An 18,539-nucleotide genomic window follows, 5' to 3' on the forward strand; every position below is an offset into this window, starting at 1 on the left:
CGGCGGAGCCGCATATCGGCACAGCCCCGCCCCCCTGCGGGGCGCGGCCTCACGCCGCTGTGACCGCCGACAACCGGTGTACGTCCCGTGCCGTGCCCGTCACGCCCGACAGGAAGCCCTGTGCTCGGGGTGAGGCGTTCTGGGTGAGCCACTCGGGGTCGATGTCACAGACCGCGACGCGGACCTCCGTGCCGGTCAGGGCGAGCGGGAGGGTGTGGACGACCGTGGAGGGGAAGCTGAGGACCGTGCGGCCGATGGGCCCGCGGCGGGCGATCAGTTCCAGGGGGAGGTCGGGGCGGACTATCTCCAGGCCCGTCTCGGCGGCCAGGCGGTGAAGTTTGTCCGTGCTCTCGCGGCGGTGGGCGAAGTAGCGGGTGGCGCCGTGGGTCTTGGCCAGGGTGCGGACGGCCTCCAGGTAGCGGTCGCCGTCCACCACGCCGGTCTCCACCAGCGAGGTGCCCACCATGTCGGCGCCCTTGGTGATGCGGGGCGGGCCGAAGCGGGCCCGGGTCCAGGCGAAGTCGTTCGCCGTCACCGTCACGCCCTCCGGCTTCTCGTCCATCGGCATGGAGGAGAAGATCTCCACGTGTCGCTTGGCGCTCGGGGTGAGCCGGCGGCGGGCGGAGGACGAGACGGGGGCGAAGATCAGGTCACGGGCGCCGGGGCGGCCGCCCTTGCGGTGCCAGCGGACCAGACGTTCGCCGCGGGCGAGCTGGGCGACGAACTCCATGGTCGCCGTGCCGTCGTCGACGACGACGAGGTCACGGGCCTTGGTGATGGTCAGCAGGAGCTGTACGTAGCGGGAGAAGGGGTCGCCCATGACGACCCGGTGGGCCCTGCGCAGCAGCGGGGTGAGCCCGCCGATGGTGTGGAAGGGGGCGCCCGGACCGCCGCGCGCCTCCTCCCAGCGGACCTCGTACCCCTCGTCCCGGGCCAGCTCGGCCATCCGGCGCAGCTGACCGCGGGTCATGGGGTCGTTCGGGGACAGGACGACGAGGGTGAGAGCCGGGCCGGGTGCCTCCTGGGCCCCGAGGGCGTGGAGATGCGCCCACTCCAGCACGTTCAGCAGCTGTACCGGGCTCTCGACGAACGCGAGAGTGTGGGGGCCGGCTGACCCGGCGCGGCGGCTCATCCTACGTACGACCGTCCCGTCGTAGAGCGTTACAGGGTGTGCGGATCAGAGGTCAGACCGCGACCGGCTCGCCCGCCGCCGCGGCGATCTCCGCCTCGGCGACGACGCCCGGGACGCGGCGCAGCTTCTTCATGGGGCCGAGCTCGGAGTCGTAGACCTTCTTGACGCCGTCGCCGAGGGAGGCCTCGATGGTGCGGATGTCGCGGACGAGGCGGGTCAGGCCCTGCGGCTCGACGGAGGCGGCCTGGTCGGAGCCCCACATCGCGCGGTCCAGGGTGATGTGGCGCTCGACGAAGGTGGCGCCGAGGGCGACCGCGGCGAGGGTGGTCTGCAGGCCGGTCTCGTGGCCGGAGTAGCCGATCGGGACGTTCGGGTACTCGGCCTGCAGCGTGTTGATCACGCGGAGGTTGAGCTCCTCGGCCTTCGCCGGGTACGTCGACGTGGCGTGGCAGAGCAGGATGTTCTCCGAGCCGAGGACCTCGACGGCGTGGCGGATCTGCTTCGGGGTGGACATGCCGGTGGAGAGGATGACCGTGCGGCCGGTGGCGCGCAGGGCGCGCAGCAGCTCGTCGTCCGTGAGGGAGGCGGAGGCGACCTTGTGGGCGGGGACGTCGAACTTCTCCAGGAAGGCGACGGCCTCGGTGTCCCACGGGGAGGCGAACCAGGCGATGCCCTTCTCCTTGGAGTACTCGTCGATCTGGCGGTACTCGTCCTCGCCGAACTCCACACGGTGGCGGTAGTCGATGTAGGTCATCCGGCCCCAGGGGGTGTCGCGCTCGATGTCCCACTGGTCGCGCGGGGTGCAGATCTCGGGGGTGCGCTTCTGGAACTTGACCGCGTCGCAGCCGGCCTCGGCGGCGGCGTCGATCAGCTTGAAGGCGTTCTCGAGCTCGCCGTTGTGGTTGATGCCGATCTCGCCGACGACGTAGACGGGCTGACCGGGGCCGGCGGTCTTCGAACCGAACGTGCGCAGACGGGAGTTGGTGCTCATGGCAGGAACTGTCCTTACTTGTTGAGGGAGTCGAGAGAGGGGCCGAGGATCCAGCTGGCGATCTCTCGGATCGCGCCGTCGCCACCGGGGACGGTGGTGACCGCACGGGCGGCGCTGCGTACCACGTCGTGGGCGCTCGCGACCGCCACGGGCCAGCCCACGAGGGCGAAGCACGGGAGGTCGTTGACGTCGTTGCCGACGTAGAGCACGCGCTCGGGCGCGATGCCCTGCTCCTCGCACCACTGCTTCAGCGCGAGGTCCTTGCGGTCGATGCCGTGCAGCACGGGGATCTGCAGCTTTCGTGCGCGCGCGGCGACGACCGGGTTCTGCTCCGTGGAGAGGACCAGCATCTTGAGCTCGCTCTTGCGCAGGGCGGCGATGCCGAGCCCGTCTCCGCGGTGCACGGAGACGAACTCCTTTCCATCGGCGTCGATCAGCACCCTGTCGTCGGTCTGGGTGCCGTCGAAGTCCAGTACGACCGCGTCGATGTCGTCGGCGGTCGGGAGGGAGCCGGGCCGGCCGGCGTCGAAGAGGGGTGCCAGGGCCCGGGCCCGCGCGAGGTCGTGCGGGTCGTCGATCTCCAGCACCCGTGCCGGGTCGGTGCGTACGAGTTCGGTACGGCCGAAGAAGCGGTGCTGGTGCTTGCGGAAGCCGGGGGCGTCCATCGCGTAGGCGGCGCCGGTCTCCAGGAGGTCCTGGGGGCGGTCCTGGCGGCGGGGGCGGTACGACTTGTCGTGGTTGACGCCGTGGCCGCCGGTGACCTCGTCCTCGGCGTCCCGCCAGATGAAGCCGTGGAAGGGGGCCACGGTCACCGCGGTGTCCGCGCCGTTCTCGAGGACCGCGGCGGCCACCCCGTCGATGTCCTCGCGAATGATGAACGGGCTGGTGCACTGCACGAACACCACCACGTCGACGGCCGCGCCGTGCAGGGCCTCGTGGGCGTCCATGGCGTGCAGGACGGCGGCCTCGGAGGTCGCCGTGTCGCCGGCGATCGCGGCGGGCCGCAGCACGACCTCGGCGCCGGCCTCCCGTGCGGCGGCTGCGATGGCCTGGTCGTCGGTGGACACGACGACGTCGGTCACCAGCCGGGTGGCGAGACACTCCCGCACGGCACGGGCCACCAGCGGCACACCGCCGACGGGGGCGAGGTTCTTCGCGGGCACACCCTTGGAGCCGCCGCGCGCGGGAATCACCGCGAGCACCCGGCGCACGGAAGCGCCTCGGCCCGCTTGCGGGTTGGACATGGGGACTACTCCTTGGGCTCCTTGCGGAGTCATCGGGGCGAACGCGGCGGGGCGCTCCGCGGGCTGGGCCGATGTGCGGCTCGGCCGCGGGGCCGCGCTGGGACGTCGGTCGTCTGCGGCGCCGTCGTGGTTGGTCGCTCCCGGCGGCGGAGCCGCATCTCGATACGGCCCCGCGCCCCTTCGGGGCGCGGCCGAACCGCAGCGGACTTCGCCGGGCCTACTTGGCCTGACTGAGATGTCCGGGGCGGACAGTGCTCGCGCCGCAGCGTGTACGGCAGGCACGCCCTGTCCTGCCCCCGTGTGGGCGGTGCCCGCAACCCGCGCGCCGGCCGGCTGGAGCGCGCCTGTCTTCGCGGTGGACACCGCTCGTGCGACGGCTGCTTCTGCGGCGTTCGCCGTCGGTATGGGCGTGTTCGTCCTGTCGGTGCTCACAGCTCCCCCATCCGCCGGATGACAGGCGCCACCCGCTGTACGCCGTGCCGGTAGGCACCGCGTGCCGCGCGGCGGACGATCTGGCGGACGGGGCCCGGCTCCTTGTCGTGGGCGGGGGCTCCGGGCAGCGGGCTGCCGTCCGGGCCGAGGTGGTGGCGGGCGAGGATGCCGGGGAGGTAACCGGGCGCGGTCGCCGGTGTGTAGTACGGGGCGAGCGAGGGCAGTTCGGGCGCCGCGAGCAGCTTGGCGACGCGCTCCCGCGCCACGTCGAAGGCGCTCTCGTACGAGCCTCCCCCAGAGGGGGGACCCCCCGTCGCGACGCCCTGCCGGGCCACCCACTCCTCGTCGGCCACCGGCCGGTGCCCGGCGTCCAGCTGATCCCAGGAGGCGAGGCATCCGGAGCCGACGAAGTGGTGGTTGCCCAGGACCTCACGGATGCCGAGGTCGGTCAGGACGACCGTCGGGATGCGGCGGTGCAGGGACTCCAGCGCGGCCGTCGAGCTGATGGTGACCAGCAGGTCGGTGCGGTCGAGGACCTCGCCCATGTTCCCGTAGACGAGGCGGAAGTTGGCCGGGGGATCGAGCCGCTGGACCAGCTTCTGGTAGGGCTGCTCCTCGATGTGCGTGGTGTGCTCGCCCGGCTTGGAGCGCAGCTTCAGCAGCACCTCGCGCTCGGGGTGCAGCCGGGCGTGCCGGATCAGCCGGTCGAGCAGGTAGGTGCGGTCCCTGCGGCTGTCCGGGACGGACGGCTGCACGGCGAACACCACGGTGTAGGGGTCGTGCTCACCTTCGTAGGCCGCCCCGCCCAGGAACGGCAGTGCCACCTCGGTCACCGACGAGGCGTCGGCGCCCACCCCCTCGTACACCGCCCTGAAACGCTCCGCGTCCTGGCGGGAGTTGGCGAGGACGAGGTCCGCGCCGTGCCGCAGCAGGAGGCCGTCGGCGAGCTTCTCGTAGACGACGCCGACATAGCCGGTGACGACCACGGGGCGCCGCTCGCGGCCCTCCCACACGCGCCGCAGGCCGTGCAGCATCGCCTGTACGCCACCGCCGACGAGGGCGAGGACGAGGACGTCGTACTCCTCCTCGGCCATCGCGCGCAGGAACTCGACCGCCGTGACCTCCCGGAGGGAGTCGGCGCGCACACCGACCTCCGCCAGCTGGCGGGCGGTGGGCGTCGCCCGCCCGCGCAGCAGGAATCCGCTCAGCTCGGGACCGACTTGCGCGTCCTTGCCGGGTGCGGTTTCCATGGACGGGCCCGGGGCGATACGAGCCGCGGTCAGCGCACCCCATTTCCAGCGGGTGTCGGAGTCCGCGAGTACGGCGATTCGCGTGGGCTTCGAGGTACTTGGTGGCACGCCGAAGACGGTAAGAAGCAATTCCGAGGCGCGGCCCAACCGCACCTCAACAAAAAGTTAACAACGCCCCGCCGAGAGCCGAACTGGCCCGCGAAATCCGCGGAGCTACAGGTGATGCACCGTTCCGACACATTGAGTTCACCCCCTGTACGGGCACCGGAAAGTTACGCCGCCGACCTGCCTCTTACTCTTCTCGTGTGCCAAAGCTTTCCGTGATCGTGCCGTTCTACAACGTGCAGCAATACGCCCCGGACACCCTCAAAAGCCTTCGCTTGAACGCACAGCGGGATTTCGAGTTCGTACTGGTCGACGACCACTCGAAGGACGAAACTCCGGCGATTCTCGAACGCGCGGCCGAGGAACTCTCCGATGTGGCGCAGGTGCGGTATATCCGCCATGAGAAGAACGGGGGACTCGCCACCGCCCGCAACACCGGCCTGGACGCGGCGCAGGGCGAGTACCTGACGTTCCTGGACGGCGACGACTGGCTGGCTCCCGGCTACTTCGCCGAACTGGTCGAGGCCATCGAAGGGTTGGGCGTCGACTTCGTGCGCACCGACCATGTGCAGGCGACCGCCCGTGCGCGCAGCGTGAACAGGGTCCCCATCGGACGCCGCTGGGAGGCACTGAACCCGCGCGAGGCGATCCTGCCCGCCGACCGTTCCACCTCCGTGGACTACGCCTTCGCCTGGGCGGGCGCCTACCACCGCCGGCTCCTGGACCAGGGCCTGCTGCACTTCACCGACGGACTGCGCACGGCCGAGGACCGGCCCTGGATCTGGAAGCTGCACCGCGAGGCGGAGTCGTTCGCCGTGGTGAGCCTGCTCGGCGTCTTCTACCGGCGCGGGGTGGCGTCCTCCCTGACGCAGATCGGCGACGTCCGCCAGCTCGACTTCATCCGCGCCTTCGACCAGGTCGTCGAGGAGACGGCGAAGGACCCGGACGCGGACCGGCTGCTGCCGAAGGCGGTGCGCACCTACTGCGCGATCATCGCCCACCACGTCTCGGACGAGGACAAGTGGGAGCCGTCGGTGTACCGGCAGCTGCGGGCGCGGAGCGCGGCCGCCATCCAGCGGCTGCCGCAGGACATGCTCGGCGACGTGCTCGAGACGATGGACCTGCACCGTTCCTCGAAGCTGCGGCGGCTGCGGCGCAGGATCACGACAGCGAAGGCGGCTGCCTGATGCCCCGTACCACCCGCATCTACTGCGTTTCGACCCTGTACGGCGCCGCCACCCTGGCCGCCGCGCTGGACTCGGACTGCTTCGAGGACGAGGACCGCAGTCTGCTGCTGGTCTTCAACAACTCGGCGACCCCGGAGACGACGCCGCCCGTCGACGAGATGCCGGGCTTCGAGCCGCTGCGCGATCACTTCGACGAGATCCTGTCCTGGAACGAGGCCATCAACCCCTTCCACCCGGGCGCCTGGACCCCGCGCCAGGACGACGTCCCGCTCTTCGAGCGCTATCTGCGGCTGCTCTGGGGCCTGGGCGACGACCGGGTGGAGCTGGTCGTGGAGTCCATCCAGGTCGCCCCGGCGCTGACGGTGGCCCAGCTGTTCACCGACGCGCCCGTACACGTCTACGCGGACGGCCTGATGAGCTACGGCCCCACCCGCAACAAGATCGACCCGCTGGTCGGCACGCGTGTGCGGCGGCTGCTCCACCTGGACCTGGTGCCGGATCTGACCCCGCGGCTGCTGACCGAGTTCGACGTCCCGGCGGAGCTCGTGCCGACCGAGGCGTTCCTCAAGGTGATGGGCGAACTCGCCTCGTCCGTCGAGGACCTGCCGGTGCTGCCCGACAACTCGGCGCTGCTGCTCGGCCAGTACCTGTCCGCGCTGGGCATCCTCTCCCCCGAGGAGGAGGAGGACCTGCACGTACGGATGATGCGCGGGGCGGTCGAGCGCGGGCACCGCTCGATCGTCTTCAAGCCGCACCCCACCGCGCCGGCCCGCTACAGCCGCGCCCTGGAGACCGAGGCCGGCAAGCTGGGCGTGGACCTCACCGTCCTGGACCTGCCCGTCCTCGCCGAGGTGCTGTTCGAGCGGTCCCGGCCCGCCCTGGTGGTGGGCTGCTTCTCCACGGCACTCTTCACGGCGTCCGCGTTCTACGGCCTTCCGGTCGCCCGTATCGGTACGGCACCGCTGCTGGGCGGGCTCACGCCGTACCAGAACAGCAACCGGGTGCCGGTGGTTCTCGCCGATGCGCTGCTGCCGGACCTGGAGGGCGGCAAGGGTGAGAAGACGCTGGCCGCGAGCACGGTGGACGGGCTTCTCGACACCTTGAGCTACACGATGCAGCCGCAGATCTACCCGTCCCTGCGGACCGCTGCGGAACGTTACCTCTCCAAGCACCTGTCCACGCGCACCAAGCGGTACTTCAGGCGGAAGCGGCTGACTGCGCTGGGGCTGCCCGGGGGCATCCCGGAGCGCCTGGCGTTCCTCCCCCGCAACTCCACGGCCCGCCGGGTGGTCCGCCGGGCGCGGGCGCTGAAGAAGGCCGTAGGACGACAGGCGCCGTAGGGCGGCGAGCAGAGCGGGGCCCCCGCGCAAGTGGGGGCCCGCCGTCGGGCACTCCGCGACGGGAATTCCGAGTGAACGCGAGAAGCCAGGGCGACACTCAGATGAACTCACCGGGACCACACGGCGAATCATGGTTTTCCCGGCCAAGGCATCACTGTCATTCGGACTAACGTGCTGTGAGGCACCCGTGAGAGTGAGCGCCACCGAGGGGAATTCTGTGACCAGCACGACCGTCCGACCCGCGCCCGTCGCGCCGGTCAACCAACGGCCGGCACGGCCGCAGCCCCGCGAAACCCGGCTCCGCGCCCTGGACGGACTGCGACTGATCGCCGCGCTGATGGTGGCGGCGTATCACTACGGCGGACGCGGTGGCGAGGTCACCAGAGCCTGGGGAAGTTCCGCCGAGCACCAGTTCCCCATGCTGCACGGCTATTTCGCCTACGGCTGCCTCGGTGTCCAGGTCTTCTTCGTGATCAGCGGATTCGTGATCTGCATGAGCGGCTGGGGCCGGCCCCTGAAGTCGTTCTTCGCCTCCCGCGCCGCCCGGCTGCTGCCGGCCTACTGGGCTGCGATCCTCCTCGTGTCGGCGGTGTTCGCGCTGCCGATGGTCGCCTACAAGGCCCTGTCGCCGAGCGACACCTTGGTGAACCTGACGATGCTCCAGCAACCGCTGGGCGTGGACCGGGTGCTGGGGGTGTGCTGGACGCTCTGGGCGGAGATCCGCTTCTACGCGCTGTTCGCGCTGTGCGTCGTAGTGCCCGGGGCGACCCGTCGCCGCGTGATCCTTTTCTGCGCCGGCTGGACGCTGGCGGCGGCGATCGCGCAGGGAGCGAAGATGCCGCTGCTCGACATCGTGCTGATACCCGAGTACGCGCCCTTCTTCATCGGCGGTGTCGGGCTCTACCTCGTCCACCGCGACCGGCGCGACGTCTACGCCTGGGGCATCGTGGCCGTGAGCTTCCTGATCGGGCAGCACTACGCGGTGCGCGGCCTGTGGAACGCGTCGGCCCCGCACGCCTTCGCGCACCGCTCCTCGCTCGGCATCACCCTCATCGTCGCATTCGGCTTCGTCGCGGTCGCCGCGATCGCTCTGGGCTGGCTGAACTGGGCGAACTGGCGCTGGCTGACCGTGGCCGGGGCGCTGACGTACCCGTTCTACCTGGTCCACGAGCACCTGGGCTGGGTGGTGATCCACGCTTTGCACATCGGCCTCGGCCTGCCGTCGGCAGAGACCTTCGCCCTGACGATCGCGTCGATGCTGCTGCTGGCCTGGCTGCTGAATCGTTACGTCGAGAAGCGACTGACACCGAAGCTGCGCGCGGCACTGTCCGGACCGCGCTGAGACCTGCTCACCGGACGCCGACGCACCGCTCAGGTGCGGCCGTACCGCGCCTCGGTCCCCGCAATGACCAGCTCCAGCCCTTCCTCGAAGTGCCGGTCGTAGTCCGCGAAGAGTTCCGCGCCGACGGCCGCCGAGAGCGGGAACTCTGCGAGCCGCCGGGCCCGTTCGGCCACGTCATAGCCTTCGCGGCGTTCGTCCGGCAGCGGGCGGACGCCCTGTTCCTCGGTGACGAAACCGATGGTGAAGGCGTACGCGGTCTGGTTGGCCCGCACGGCCTCGGCGAGGCTGAAACCCGCGGCCGTGAACAGCCGTAGGTTCTGCTCCATCTCCCGGGCATGGTCCGTACCGGTGAAGCGCGCGCCGCTGTAGACCTTCGCGCCGTCGCGGTAGCGAAGCAGAGCCTCCCGCAGCCCTCGGTACGTCTTGGCCATCCGCTCCTGCCAGGTGTCGTCCGGATCGAGGGCCGCCCCGGCGACCATCCGCCGGTACATCTCCGTGGCCATCTCGTCGAGCAGTGCCTGCTTGTCCTTGAAGTGCCAGTACAGGGCGGGCGCCTTGACGTCCAGTTCCTTGGCGATGACCCGCAGGGACAGGCCGTCCAGGCCCACCTCGTTCAGGAGCCTCAGGGCGGTGTCCGCGACCCGCTTGCGGTCGAGGGGCGCGCGTCGTTCCGTACTCACACTTGACAGCTTAACAGCGTTAAGGGCACTCTCGGGGCCAGGGGAACTTAACAGCGTTAAGGAGTGAGGGATCATGAGTCGTGCTTCGGATGCCGTGATCGATGTCGTGATCGTGGGGGCGGGCCCGACCGGTCTGGCCCTCGGCGTCGACCTCGCCCGGCGGGGCGTGAACGCAGTGGTGGTGGAGAAGGCGGACGGGCTGTTCCCGGGTTCGCGCGGCAAGGGCCTGCAGCCGCGCACCATGGAGGTCCTGGAGGATCTCGGGGTGCTGGACGCGATCCTCGCGGCCGGCGGGCCCTATCCGGCCGGGATGATCTGGCGGGACGGCGAACGGGTCGGCGAGCACCGGATGTTCGACGCCGACGAGGTGAAGGAGGCGGCCGCGGACTCGGCGTTCACCGAGCCGTGGATGGTGCCGCAGTGGCGGACGCAGGAAATCCTGTTCGCGCGGCTGGAGGAGCTATGGGGGTCCCCCCGCTCGAGCGAAGCCGAGAGTGGGGGAGGGCGGGTCGAGTTCGGCCGTGAGGTCGTCGGGCTCGACCAGGACGAGGACGGCGTGAGCGTGCGCTTCGCGTCCGGTCCGGAACTTCGCGCCCGGTACGTCGTCGCCGCCGACGGCGGACGCTCGGCCGTGCGGCGCGCGCTCGGCATCGGCATGACCGGCGAGACGGTCGACCCGAAGCCGGTCCTGGTGTCCGACGTCCGGATCAGCGGCCTGGACCGCGACAACTGGCATGTCTTCCCGCCACGCGGGGACGACGACGGCTACATGGCCATCTGCCCGCTCACCGGTACGGAGGACTTCCAGCTGGTCGCCCAGTTCCCGGAGGGGACCGCGGTGGACGTCTCCCTGGACGGCATCCGCAAGGTCGCCGCCGCGCGCTCGCATCTGGCCCCCGAGGACGTAACGGAGGTCCGCTGGGCCTCGGAGTTCCGCCCGCGCGCAGCCCTCGCGGACCGCTTCCACAGCGGGCGGGTCTTCCTCGCCGGGGACGCGGCGCACGTGCACTCCCCCGCCGGCGGCCAGGGACTCAACACCAGCGTCCAGGACGCGTACAACCTGGGCTGGAAGCTGGGGGCGGTGCTGCGGGGCGGAGCTCCCGCCGCGCTCCTCGACACGTACGCGGAGGAGCGGCGCCCCATCGCGGCGCAGATGCTCGGCATCTCCACGGGCGTGCACCGCGGAGAGGTGAGGCGGGGCGCGGCGACCGTCCAGCTCGGGCTCGGCTACCGGGGGTCGTCGCTGACGAAGGACACGCGAGCCGACGCGGGGGCGGTCCGTGCGGGCGATCGCGCACCGGACACGACGATCGACGGCGTACGGCTCTTCGACGCGTTCCGGGGCCCGCACTGGACGCTGGTGGCGCTCGGCACGGAGACACCCGCCCTGGACGTGAAGTCGGTGCACGTGGTGCAGGGGTCCGCCCAGCAGCCGCACGGAAAAGGCCTGTTCCTCGTACGGCCGGACGGTTACGTCGGCTGGGCGGGCGACTCGGCGGCCGGGCTCGCGGAGTACCTCGCTCGGTTCGCCCTGCGCCAGTGATCAGTCGTCGCCGTCGAGGAGCGTGTCCACGGAGAGTTCGGGGCTGACGCCGACGGACTCGGGCACGGGCACGCTTTGGCCGCGCTTGTAGCAGACGGGGTCGGGGTACTTGCCGTCGGACGGGTCGGTGTAGAGGAGGACCTCGTCGTGTTTGCGGTCGGCGACGAGGTAGGCGGGGATGTTGGCCCGGGCGTAGACATCGACCTTGGTGGCCGTGTCGTTGGTCCAGTTGGAGGAGGTCACCTCCAGGACCAGACGGAAGACGTGCGGCGCATAGCAATTCTTCTCGACGAGGGCGTCCTTGTAATCGGCGTCGACAACGGCCAAATCCGGCACCGCGTAGTCCTCGGGCCCCGTCGGCAGCCACAAGCCGATCCCCGCCACCGTTCTGAGCCCGGCCTTCCGGTCTCCCGCTTTGTGGCACTCCACGATCAACCAGGAAAGCGTCACTTGATGAGGCCCATCCGGCGGCGGTGTCACAACAATGCTCCCGTTGAGGATCTCCACCCGGTGCCCGGGCAGCTCCTCCCAGAGCCGGTCGGCAGCATCAGAAAGCGACGACTCGTGCAGCATCACAGCCACGGCACCCTCCTTTCGGGAACACCCTCCACGAGATTAACCGGGGCCGGGCCGTTTCCGCCCTCGATCACTCATTCGAGGGAATCACCCCGTTCAGAAGGCGTCCGACGGCACGTAAGTCCCCCAGACCTCCCGCAACGCGTTGCACACCTCGCCCACCGTCGCCCGCGCCCGCAGTGCGTCCTTCATCGGGTAGAGGACGTTGTCCTCGCCCTCGGCCGCCTTCTTCAGGGCCGCCAGGGCCGCGTCGACCGCCGGCTGGTCACGTTCGGCGCGCAGCTTCGCCAGGCGTTCGGCCTGCTGGGCCTCGATGGCGGGGTCGACGCGGAGCGGCTCGTAGGGCTCCTCCTCGTCGAGCTGGAAGCGGTTGACGCCGACCACGACCCGCTCGCCGGAGTCGGTCTCCTGGGCGATGCGGTAGGCGCTGCGCTCGATCTCGGACTTCTGGAAGCCGTGCTCGATCGCGTTGACCGCGCCGCCCAGCTCCTCCACCTTGGCCATCAGCTCGACGGCGGCCGCCTCCACGTCGTCCGTCATCTTCTCGATGACGTAGGAACCCGCGAAGGGGTCGACGGTGGCCGTCACATCGGTCTCGTAGGCCAGCACCTGCTGGGTGCGCAGGGCGAGGCGCGCGGACTTGTCCGTGGGCAGCGCGATCGCCTCGTCGAAGGAGTTCGTGTGCAGCGACTGGGTGCCGCCGAGGACCGCGGCCAGGCCCTGGACGGCGACGCGGACCAGGTTCACCTCCGGCTGCTGGGCCGTCAGCTGGACGCCCGCGGTCTGCGTGTGGAAGCGCAGCATCAGCGACTTCGGGTTCTTCGCGCCGAACTCCTCCTTCATCACGCGGGCCCAGATGCGCCTGGCCGCACGGAACTTGGCGACCTCTTCGAGGATCGTCGTACGGGCCACGAAGAAGAAGGAGAGCCGGGGCGCGAAGTCGTCGACGTCCATGCCGGCGGCGACCGCCGTGCGGACGTACTCGATGCCGTCGGCCAGGGTGAAGGCGATCTCCTGCGCGGGGGAGGCGCCCGCCTCGGCCATGTGGTAGCCGGAGATCGAGATCGTGTTCCACTTCGGGATCTCGGACTTGCAGTACTTGAAGATGTCGGCGATCAGCCGCAGGGAGGGCTTCGGCGGGAAGATGTACGTGCCCCGCGCGATGTACTCCTTCAGCACGTCGTTCTGGATCGTGCCGGTGAGCTGGGTGGCCGGCACGCCCTGCTCCTCGCCGACCAGCTGGTACATGAGCAGCAATAGGGCCGCGGGCGCGTTGATCGTCATCGACGTCGAGACCTTGTCCAGCGGGATCCCGCCGAACAGCACCCGCATGTCCTCGACGGAGTCGATCGCCACGCCGACCTTGCCGACCTCGCCGTGCGCGATGGGGGCGTCGGAGTCGTGGCCCATCTGGGTCGGCAGGTCGAAGGCGACCGACAGGCCCATCGTGCCGTTGGCGATGAGCTGCTTGTAGCGGGCGTTGGACTCCACCGCCGTGCCGAAACCGGCGTACTGGCGCATGGTCCAGGGGCGGCCCGTGTACATCGACGGGTAGACACCGCGGGTGAAGGGGTACCGGCCGGGCTCGCCCAGCTTCTCGGCCGGGTCCCAGCCCGCAAGGTCCTCAGGCCCGTAGACCGGTTCGATGGGGAGTCCGGACTCCGACTCGCGCGCCATGGTGTGATGCCTCCCGCTGAGTTACTGGCCAGTACAGACCGACCCTCCTGCGGACTGTAGCGGTGTGCGTGCAGTCGGTGGAGGGAAGCACGCTGGGAGCTTCCTCACAGCGGTTTTGCGGTCTCCGTCACAACCATGCCCCGCCGTTCGCAACCCGTCATCCGCGGGCAGCATCTCAGTCAAACGCGGGGCTGTCGGTTGCATCGGTGAGACGACGGGGGGCGCTGTGCGTATGACGGGCGTGGGGAGATCGATCGCTGCTTCGGCAGTACTCGCGGCGCTGGCCGCCGTGTGCGGCTGCACCGTGCAGGGCACGGACGGCAAGGGGAACTCCCCCGTGCACATCCAGCTGCCGGGCAGCAAGGCTCCCTCCGGCACATCCGGCTCCGATTCCGGGTCAGGCTCCGGCTCCGATTCCGGGTCAGGCTCCGGCTCCGGCGACAAGCCGGGCGCTTCGCCCTCGACGGCCGGTTCCGCCGTGCTGTGGTCCCGCGGCGACTCCGGGGACGACGTGCGGGAACTCCAGGCCCGGCTGCGTCAGGTCGACTGGCTCTTCGACGGTCCGACCGGGTCGTACGACGACCTGACCGAGGAGGCCGTGAAGGGCTTCCAGGGCAAGCGCGGGCTGCCGAAGACCGGCCGGACGGACACCGTGACCTGGCAGCGGCTGCTGAGGATGACGCACGAGCCGGGGAAGTGGGAACTGTATCTGATGGGCGGTCAGCCCGCGGGTCCTGCCGATCCGCGGTGTCTGACCGGGCGGGTGCTGTGCATCGACAAGACGAGCCGCACCCTGCGCTGGATGATCGACGGGCGGACGGTGTCGACGATGTCGGTCCGCTTCGGCGCGACCGGCACGCCCACCCGCGAGGGCGTCTTCCACGTGTACTGGAAGTCCCGCCACCACTGGTCGACGCTCTACGACTCGTCCATGCCGTACGCGATGTTCTTCAGCGGCGGCCAGGCCGTGCACTACTCGTACGACTTCGCGGCCCGCGGTTACGCCGGCGCCTCGCACGGCTGTGTCAACGTCCGGGACGAGTCGGCGATCGCGGATCTGTACGCGCAGGTGAACGACGGCGACAAGGTCGTCGTGTACCGGTGAGCCCCCGGAGCCGGGGAGAGAAGTGAGTGGGGCGCGGGCGGAACCGGGGGAACGTGTCCCGCCCGCGCCGATGCACGAGCCGTGGGTACGGGGGGAACCCCGGCTCTGTGCGACGGCCGATGACCAGTCGGCTCACTCAGTACTGCGCGGGTGGGGCCGAAAACGTTACTGGCGGGCCGGAGAAAATTTCGCGAGCTGCAAAACCGCAGGTCAGAGCGCGCTGTACGTCGGCTTCGGGAACGGGGTCGGTGTCGTCACCAGCTGCCTCGGCAGAAACGGCGGGAGGGAGGGCGGTGTGACGGTGGGGCCGGGGGCTATGTGATGGCCGTCGCCGTCACCACCCTGATCCCCCTGGTCGCCGCCCTTGCCGTTGTGGTTGCCCTGTCCGCCCTTGCCCTTGCCGTCCTCGTCGCCGCCGCCGCGGGACGCGCCGTCGGTGCCGGCCAGGACGTTCTTGCAGTACTTCCAGACGCGGGCCGCGCCGGAACCGCCCGCCGCGCCCTCCAGGGCCCGCCTGCGGTCGCCGGTGAGTTCCTTGCCGTCGCGCACGTCGCGGCAGGCCGCCGGGGCACCCAGCCACCAGCCGCCGCCGGTGGCCTGCCCGTCCTGGGAGCCGGAGCCGGGCTTGGCCGAGGAGCCGCCGCCGGTCGAGCCGTGCCGGGTCGTCGGGCCGGCGGACGGAGAGCTGGTGCCGTCGGGGGTGGTGTCGCCCAGGGCGCTGTTCTGCGAGGGGGACACCAGCGGGCGGTTGGGGCTCGCGCCGACCGAGACGGAGGCGACGGGGCCGGGCTCGTCGTGGCCGAACGGCGTCGGGAGCACCCCGGAGGTCGCCGCGAACGCGACACCGCCGACCATGCCGGCGGCCAGGGCGGCCGTCAGCCCGAAGCGCGCGGGCCGGCCCCAGCGGGAGCGCCGGGGGGCCGCGTCGGAACCGCCGATGCGGACGAGCCCGGCATCGGAGGCCCGGGAGCGGGAACGGTGCCGCCCGGCGGCGACCTGCTCGGGGAGCGCGCCGGACCGGGCCGCCCGGAAGGCGGCCAGCGCGGCGGCCTCGCCGGGGAGTTCGGCACTGCTCAGCGGGGCCTCGACGATCAGCCCGTCGAGGGTCTTCGCGAGCCGTTCGGCCTGGTCGCGGGAGGCGGGGTCGACACTTTCGAGTGACTCTCCGCGCAGCAGGAGCTCCGCCGTTTCGCGGTCCAGCCACCGGTCGGGGCTCGGGCCCGCGGCGGAGCCGCCGGCGGGCTCCGAATCCCCCGGAAAGGCACAGCGCTCGTCGGCCATCACATGTCCTTCTGCGTCCGCGCAACGCTTTGCGTCACACTCGCGGACGTCACCGCGCGGTCGCGCGGTTCCCTCTGGAGCGGCAGCCCGTCCAGGCCGACGCTCGATTCCGGATCCTCGCCGAGCAGTTCCGCGAGCCGCTTCAGACCACGGTGCGCCGCGGTGCGTACGGCACCCGGGCGCTTGCCGAGCGTCTCGGCGGCGGTCTTGGCGTCGAGGCCCACGACCACGCGCAGCACGACGGCCTCGGCCTGGTCCTGCGGCAGCCGGGCGATCAGCGAGAGGGTGTGGTCGGTGGCCAGGGACTCCATGGCCTCGCCCGCGGTGTCGGACTCGGCGGCCCTGCCGGTCAGTTCCGTTTCGTCGCCGCCGATCGCCGGGCGGCGGCCGCGCATCCGTATGTGGTCCAGCGCACGGTTGCGGGCTATCCGGGCGGCCCAGCCGCGGAAGCGGTCCGCGTCGCCGCTGAACCGGTCCAGATCACGGGCGATCTGCAGCCAGGCCTCGGACGCGACGTCCTCGGCGTCCGGATCGCCGACGAGCGTGCGGACGTACCCGAGCAGCCGCGGATGCACGGCCCGGTACACAGTCCGGAACGCGGTCTCGTTCCCGTCCTGTGCCGCAAGCACCGCGGCGGTCAGCTCCGCGTCGTCCCCCAGCACCCGATGGTTCCTCGTTCGATGGTCGCGGCGTCGAGGCCGCCGATCGTTGCGATGGTCTGCGATGGTCGTTCGTCTTCCGCGCCCGGCGCGAAAGGCACGTTACGACCTGAAACCGCCGCTCGTCCATGTCCGTACCCCATGCAACCACCCTGCGGAGGGGCTCCCTGTACCCGGGGTGTGACAGAAACCGCACTCTCGGCGCTGTAGAGAGTACGGGCCGCCGCGCGGCCCGACCGCGCGACGGCCGGGGCCTCTCCTGTGGGGGGTGGCGGCCCCGGCCGTTGCTTCGGTTGCCGCTCCCGACGGCAGACGTCCGGGGGCGTGAGGGCCGTACCGGGGCATGCCGAGTCGGCTGTTTTCGCCGCTCGTGCCTTCAGCCGGTGGTCAGTTGCCGCTCTTGCCGCTCGCCTTGCCGGTGCTCTTCTCCGGCTTCCCGGACTTGCCGGAGCCATCGCCCTTGCCCTTGTTCCCGGCCTTCGCGGTGTTCTCGGCCTTGGCGGTCCTGTCGTCCTTGCCCGGCTCGGGGGTGGCCGTCGACTGCCCGAGCTGCTCGGCGCAGTAGGCCGTGACGTTCGCCTCACCGCCCGCGGCCGCGATCAGCCGCTGCCAGGCCGCCGAGTCCAGCGCCTTGCCGTTGCCGTCGACCTTCTTCTCGTACGCCCGGCAGTGCGCCTCGGTGTCCTTGGCCGTCTCCGGCTGGTCCGGTGTGGCGGCGGCACCTGGCGTGCCGGAGGCCGTCGCGGAGGGCACTGCCGGCGCGTGCCGCCGCTGCCGGGCCGCCTGTCCGTCGTCGTGCGAGGCGCCGCCCACCGAGCCGATCGCCGCGAACGCGACACCGCCCATGGTGAGTCCGGCCAGGGCCAGCGTCAGGGTGGCCCGCAGGGAGCGACGGGTCCGGCCGTGCTCACGCGGGCGCCAGTCGTCGCGGCGCCGGGTCCGCGCGCGTAGCGCCCCGGCGTCGCGGGCGGCCCGGAACGCCGCGACGGCCCGCTGCTCGGCGTCGGCGTCGAGCGCGCCCGCGCGCATCGCGTCGGCGAGCAGGCCCTCCAGTACGGGTCCGGCAGGCCAGTCCTCGGTGCCCGACAGGGTCCCGCCGGGGTGTACGCGCCGACGGCCGCCGGGGGCACTGCCGTCGCTCTGCCGTTCACCCATGTCCGTATCCATCCGTGTCCGACGGCCGGCCCTCGCGGCCGTCCCTGCCGTCGTTGACGTTCATCGCGTCGTTGATGTTCATTCCGTCGTTGACGTTCGTTTCGCCGTCGACGTTCATTTCGACTCCCCCAGCGTCCGGGGATCCTCATTCGTCACACCTGGGGCGCCCAGCCGGGCCGCGAGGCGCTTCAGCCCGCGGTGCGCGGCCGTGCGCACGGCGCCGGGGCGCTTGCCGAGGACGCGGGCCGCCGCGGGGCCGTCGAGGCCGACGACGATGCGCAGCAGTACGGCCTCGGCCTGGTCGCGGGGCAGGCTGCGGACCAGCTCCAGGGCGCGCTCGGTGGAGAGCGCCTCCAGCGCCTGGTCGTAGGTGTTGTGGGTACCGGGCAGCTCCAGTACGTCCTGTTCCAGCGCCGCCGACCGGGGCCGTACCTTCTGCCGGCGCAGATGGTCCAGGGCGCGGTGCCGGGCGATGGTCGCGGTCCAGCCGCGGAAGCCCGCCCCGTCGCCCTTGAAGCGCCTGAGGTCTCGGGCGATCTCCAGCCAGGCGTCGGAGGCGACGTCCTCGGCGTCGTCGCCGACGATCCCGCGCAGATAGCCGAGCAGGCCGGGCTGCACGATCCGGTACGCGACCGCGAAGGCGGCCTCGTCGCCCTCCTGGGCCCGCGCGACGGCCGCGCCCAGCTCCCCGTCGTACGGCTGCACGGGGCGGGGTTCGCGTCCCTGGCGCAACAACTGTCCTCGTTCGTACGAGTGCGAAGGTGGCTCTGCCGAGCCCGCGCCGCGCGTCACCTCGGTCCGTGCGCGCGCCTTCACGACCCTCTGCGTCAGGCGTCACGG

The 18,539-nt window shown here is 71.2% G+C and carries 17 protein-coding genes; 5 read left to right on the forward strand and 12 right to left on the reverse strand.

Annotated features, from left to right (window positions below):
• Window positions 1-49: 49 nt before the first annotated feature.
• The 4 genes from ABD355_RS32625 to ABD355_RS32640 all read right to left on the reverse strand — a co-directional run bounded on the left by ABD355_RS32625 (window position 50) and on the right by ABD355_RS32640 (window position 5,157).
• Entirely contained in the window at window positions 50-1,132 is a 1,083-nt protein-coding gene (locus ABD355_RS32625) for a hypothetical protein (RefSeq protein WP_344404481.1), read from the reverse strand.
• Window positions 1,133-1,184: 52 nt separating this feature from the next.
• Window positions 1,185-2,123 carry an N-acetylneuraminate synthase family protein gene (locus ABD355_RS32630; RefSeq protein WP_344404482.1) on the reverse strand — a complete coding sequence of 313 codons (939 nt, stop codon included), beginning with the start codon at window positions 2,121-2,123 and terminating at the stop codon, window positions 1,185-1,187.
• Window positions 2,124-2,137: 14 nt separating this feature from the next.
• Window positions 2,138-3,367 (reverse strand): cytidylyltransferase domain-containing protein, encoded by a 1,230-nt coding sequence (locus ABD355_RS32635; protein WP_344404483.1) that lies wholly within the window; start codon window positions 3,365-3,367, stop codon window positions 2,138-2,140.
• Window positions 3,368-3,795: 428 nt separating this feature from the next.
• Window positions 3,796-5,157, reverse strand: a complete 1,362-nt coding sequence (locus ABD355_RS32640; RefSeq protein WP_344404484.1) for a DUF6716 putative glycosyltransferase — start codon at window positions 5,155-5,157, stop codon at window positions 3,796-3,798.
• 197 nt (window positions 5,158-5,354) lie between these two features.
• Here ABD355_RS32640 and ABD355_RS32645 point away from each other — a divergent pair, with 197 nt between their 5' ends.
• From ABD355_RS32645 to ABD355_RS32655, 3 genes are all read left to right on the forward strand, one after another.
• Complete coding sequence (locus tag ABD355_RS32645) at window positions 5,355-6,341, forward strand: glycosyltransferase family 2 protein (protein WP_344404485.1); 987 nt, start codon at window positions 5,355-5,357, stop codon at window positions 6,339-6,341.
• The gene (locus ABD355_RS32650) at window positions 6,341-7,681 is read left to right on the forward strand and encodes an alpha-2,8-polysialyltransferase family protein (protein WP_344404486.1); all 1,341 of its coding nucleotides are present in this window, start codon (window positions 6,341-6,343) and stop codon (window positions 7,679-7,681) included. The genes ABD355_RS32645 and ABD355_RS32650 overlap by 1 nt, the downstream gene beginning before the upstream one ends.
• Window positions 7,682-7,898: 217 nt before the next feature.
• On the forward strand, window positions 7,899-9,023 hold the full coding sequence (locus tag ABD355_RS32655) for an acyltransferase family protein (RefSeq protein WP_344404487.1): 1,125 nt from the start codon (window positions 7,899-7,901) through the stop codon (window positions 9,021-9,023).
• A gap of 29 nt (window positions 9,024-9,052) precedes the next feature.
• Here the strand turns inward: ABD355_RS32655 and ABD355_RS32660 are convergent, their stop codons facing one another.
• Entirely contained in the window at window positions 9,053-9,703 is a 651-nt protein-coding gene (locus ABD355_RS32660) for a TetR/AcrR family transcriptional regulator C-terminal domain-containing protein (protein ID WP_344404489.1), read from the reverse strand.
• Between the two features lie 73 nt (window positions 9,704-9,776).
• On the opposite strand from ABD355_RS32660, the gene ABD355_RS32665 reads away from it, so the two are divergent.
• Complete coding sequence (locus ABD355_RS32665) at window positions 9,777-11,246, forward strand: FAD-dependent oxidoreductase (protein ID WP_344404490.1); 1,470 nt, start codon at window positions 9,777-9,779, stop codon at window positions 11,244-11,246.
• Here ABD355_RS32665 and ABD355_RS32670 read toward each other — a convergent pair whose 3' ends face one another.
• Complete coding sequence (locus ABD355_RS32670; RefSeq protein WP_344404700.1) at window positions 11,247-11,819, reverse strand: Uma2 family endonuclease; 573 nt, start codon at window positions 11,817-11,819, stop codon at window positions 11,247-11,249.
• Window positions 11,820-11,918: 99 nt separating this feature from the next.
• A complete protein-coding gene (locus tag ABD355_RS32675) occupies window positions 11,919-13,499 on the reverse strand; it encodes an acyl-CoA mutase large subunit family protein (RefSeq protein ID WP_344404492.1) in 1,581 nt (526 codons plus the stop codon).
• 232 nt (window positions 13,500-13,731) lie between these two features.
• Here ABD355_RS32675 and ABD355_RS32680 point away from each other — a divergent pair, with 232 nt between their 5' ends.
• On the forward strand, window positions 13,732-14,604 hold the full coding sequence (locus tag ABD355_RS32680; protein WP_344404494.1) for a L,D-transpeptidase family protein: 873 nt from the start codon (window positions 13,732-13,734) through the stop codon (window positions 14,602-14,604).
• Between the two features lie 210 nt (window positions 14,605-14,814).
• On the opposite strand, the gene ABD355_RS32685 is transcribed toward ABD355_RS32680, so the two are convergent.
• The 5 genes from ABD355_RS32685 to ABD355_RS32705 form a co-directional block, all read right to left on the reverse strand.
• The gene (locus tag ABD355_RS32685) at window positions 14,815-15,885 is read right to left on the reverse strand and encodes a hypothetical protein (protein WP_344404495.1); all 1,071 of its coding nucleotides are present in this window, start codon (window positions 15,883-15,885) and stop codon (window positions 14,815-14,817) included.
• Window positions 15,885-16,547 carry an RNA polymerase sigma factor gene (locus ABD355_RS32690; RefSeq protein ID WP_344404496.1) on the reverse strand — a complete coding sequence of 221 codons (663 nt, stop codon included), beginning with the start codon at window positions 16,545-16,547 and terminating at the stop codon, window positions 15,885-15,887. The genes ABD355_RS32685 and ABD355_RS32690 overlap by 1 nt, the downstream gene beginning before the upstream one ends.
• A 384-nt stretch (window positions 16,548-16,931) precedes the next feature.
• A complete protein-coding gene (locus ABD355_RS32695; RefSeq protein WP_344404497.1) occupies window positions 16,932-17,699 on the reverse strand; it encodes a hypothetical protein in 768 nt (255 codons plus the stop codon).
• On the reverse strand, window positions 17,692-17,817 hold the full coding sequence (locus tag ABD355_RS32700; RefSeq protein WP_344404498.1) for a hypothetical protein: 126 nt from the start codon (window positions 17,815-17,817) through the stop codon (window positions 17,692-17,694). Before ABD355_RS32700 ends, ABD355_RS32695 begins: the two co-directional genes overlap by 8 nt.
• On the reverse strand, window positions 17,814-18,431 hold the full coding sequence (locus tag ABD355_RS32705) for an RNA polymerase sigma factor (RefSeq protein WP_344404500.1): 618 nt from the start codon (window positions 18,429-18,431) through the stop codon (window positions 17,814-17,816). The genes ABD355_RS32700 and ABD355_RS32705 overlap by 4 nt, the downstream gene beginning before the upstream one ends.
• Between the last annotated feature and the right edge of the window lie 108 nt (window positions 18,432-18,539).

The organism is Streptomyces longisporus (genome assembly GCF_039532765.1).
Taxonomy (GTDB): domain Bacteria; phylum Actinomycetota; class Actinomycetes; order Streptomycetales; family Streptomycetaceae; genus Streptomyces; species Streptomyces longisporus.

Excerpts from the sequence above, each read along its gene's own strand:
- ABD355_RS32625 (WP_344404481.1), bottom strand. The coding sequence starts at position 1,132 with ATGAGCCGCCGCGCCGGGTCAGCCGGCCCCCACACTCTCGCGTTCGTC.
- ABD355_RS32630 (WP_344404482.1), bottom strand. The coding sequence starts at position 2,123 with ATGAGCACCAACTCCCGTCTGCGCACGTTCGGTTCGAAGACCGCCGGC.
- ABD355_RS32635 (WP_344404483.1), bottom strand. The coding sequence starts at position 3,367 with ATGTCCAACCCGCAAGCGGGCCGAGGCGCTTCCGTGCGCCGGGTGCTC.
- ABD355_RS32650 (WP_344404486.1), top strand. The coding sequence starts at position 6,341 with ATGCCCCGTACCACCCGCATCTACTGCGTTTCGACCCTGTACGGCGCC.
- ABD355_RS32665 (WP_344404490.1), top strand. The coding sequence starts at position 9,777 with ATGAGTCGTGCTTCGGATGCCGTGATCGATGTCGTGATCGTGGGGGCG.
- ABD355_RS32670 (WP_344404700.1), bottom strand. The coding sequence starts at position 11,819 with ATGCTGCACGAGTCGTCGCTTTCTGATGCTGCCGACCGGCTCTGGGAG.
- ABD355_RS32675 (WP_344404492.1), bottom strand. The coding sequence starts at position 13,499 with ATGGCGCGCGAGTCGGAGTCCGGACTCCCCATCGAACCGGTCTACGGG.
- ABD355_RS32680 (WP_344404494.1), top strand. The coding sequence starts at position 13,732 with ATGACGGGCGTGGGGAGATCGATCGCTGCTTCGGCAGTACTCGCGGCG.
- ABD355_RS32685 (WP_344404495.1), bottom strand. The coding sequence starts at position 15,885 with ATGGCCGACGAGCGCTGTGCCTTTCCGGGGGATTCGGAGCCCGCCGGC.
- ABD355_RS32695 (WP_344404497.1), bottom strand. The coding sequence starts at position 17,699 with ATGGGTGAACGGCAGAGCGACGGCAGTGCCCCCGGCGGCCGTCGGCGC.
- ABD355_RS32700 (WP_344404498.1), bottom strand. The coding sequence starts at position 17,817 with ATGAACGTCGACGGCGAAACGAACGTCAACGACGGAATGAACATCAAC.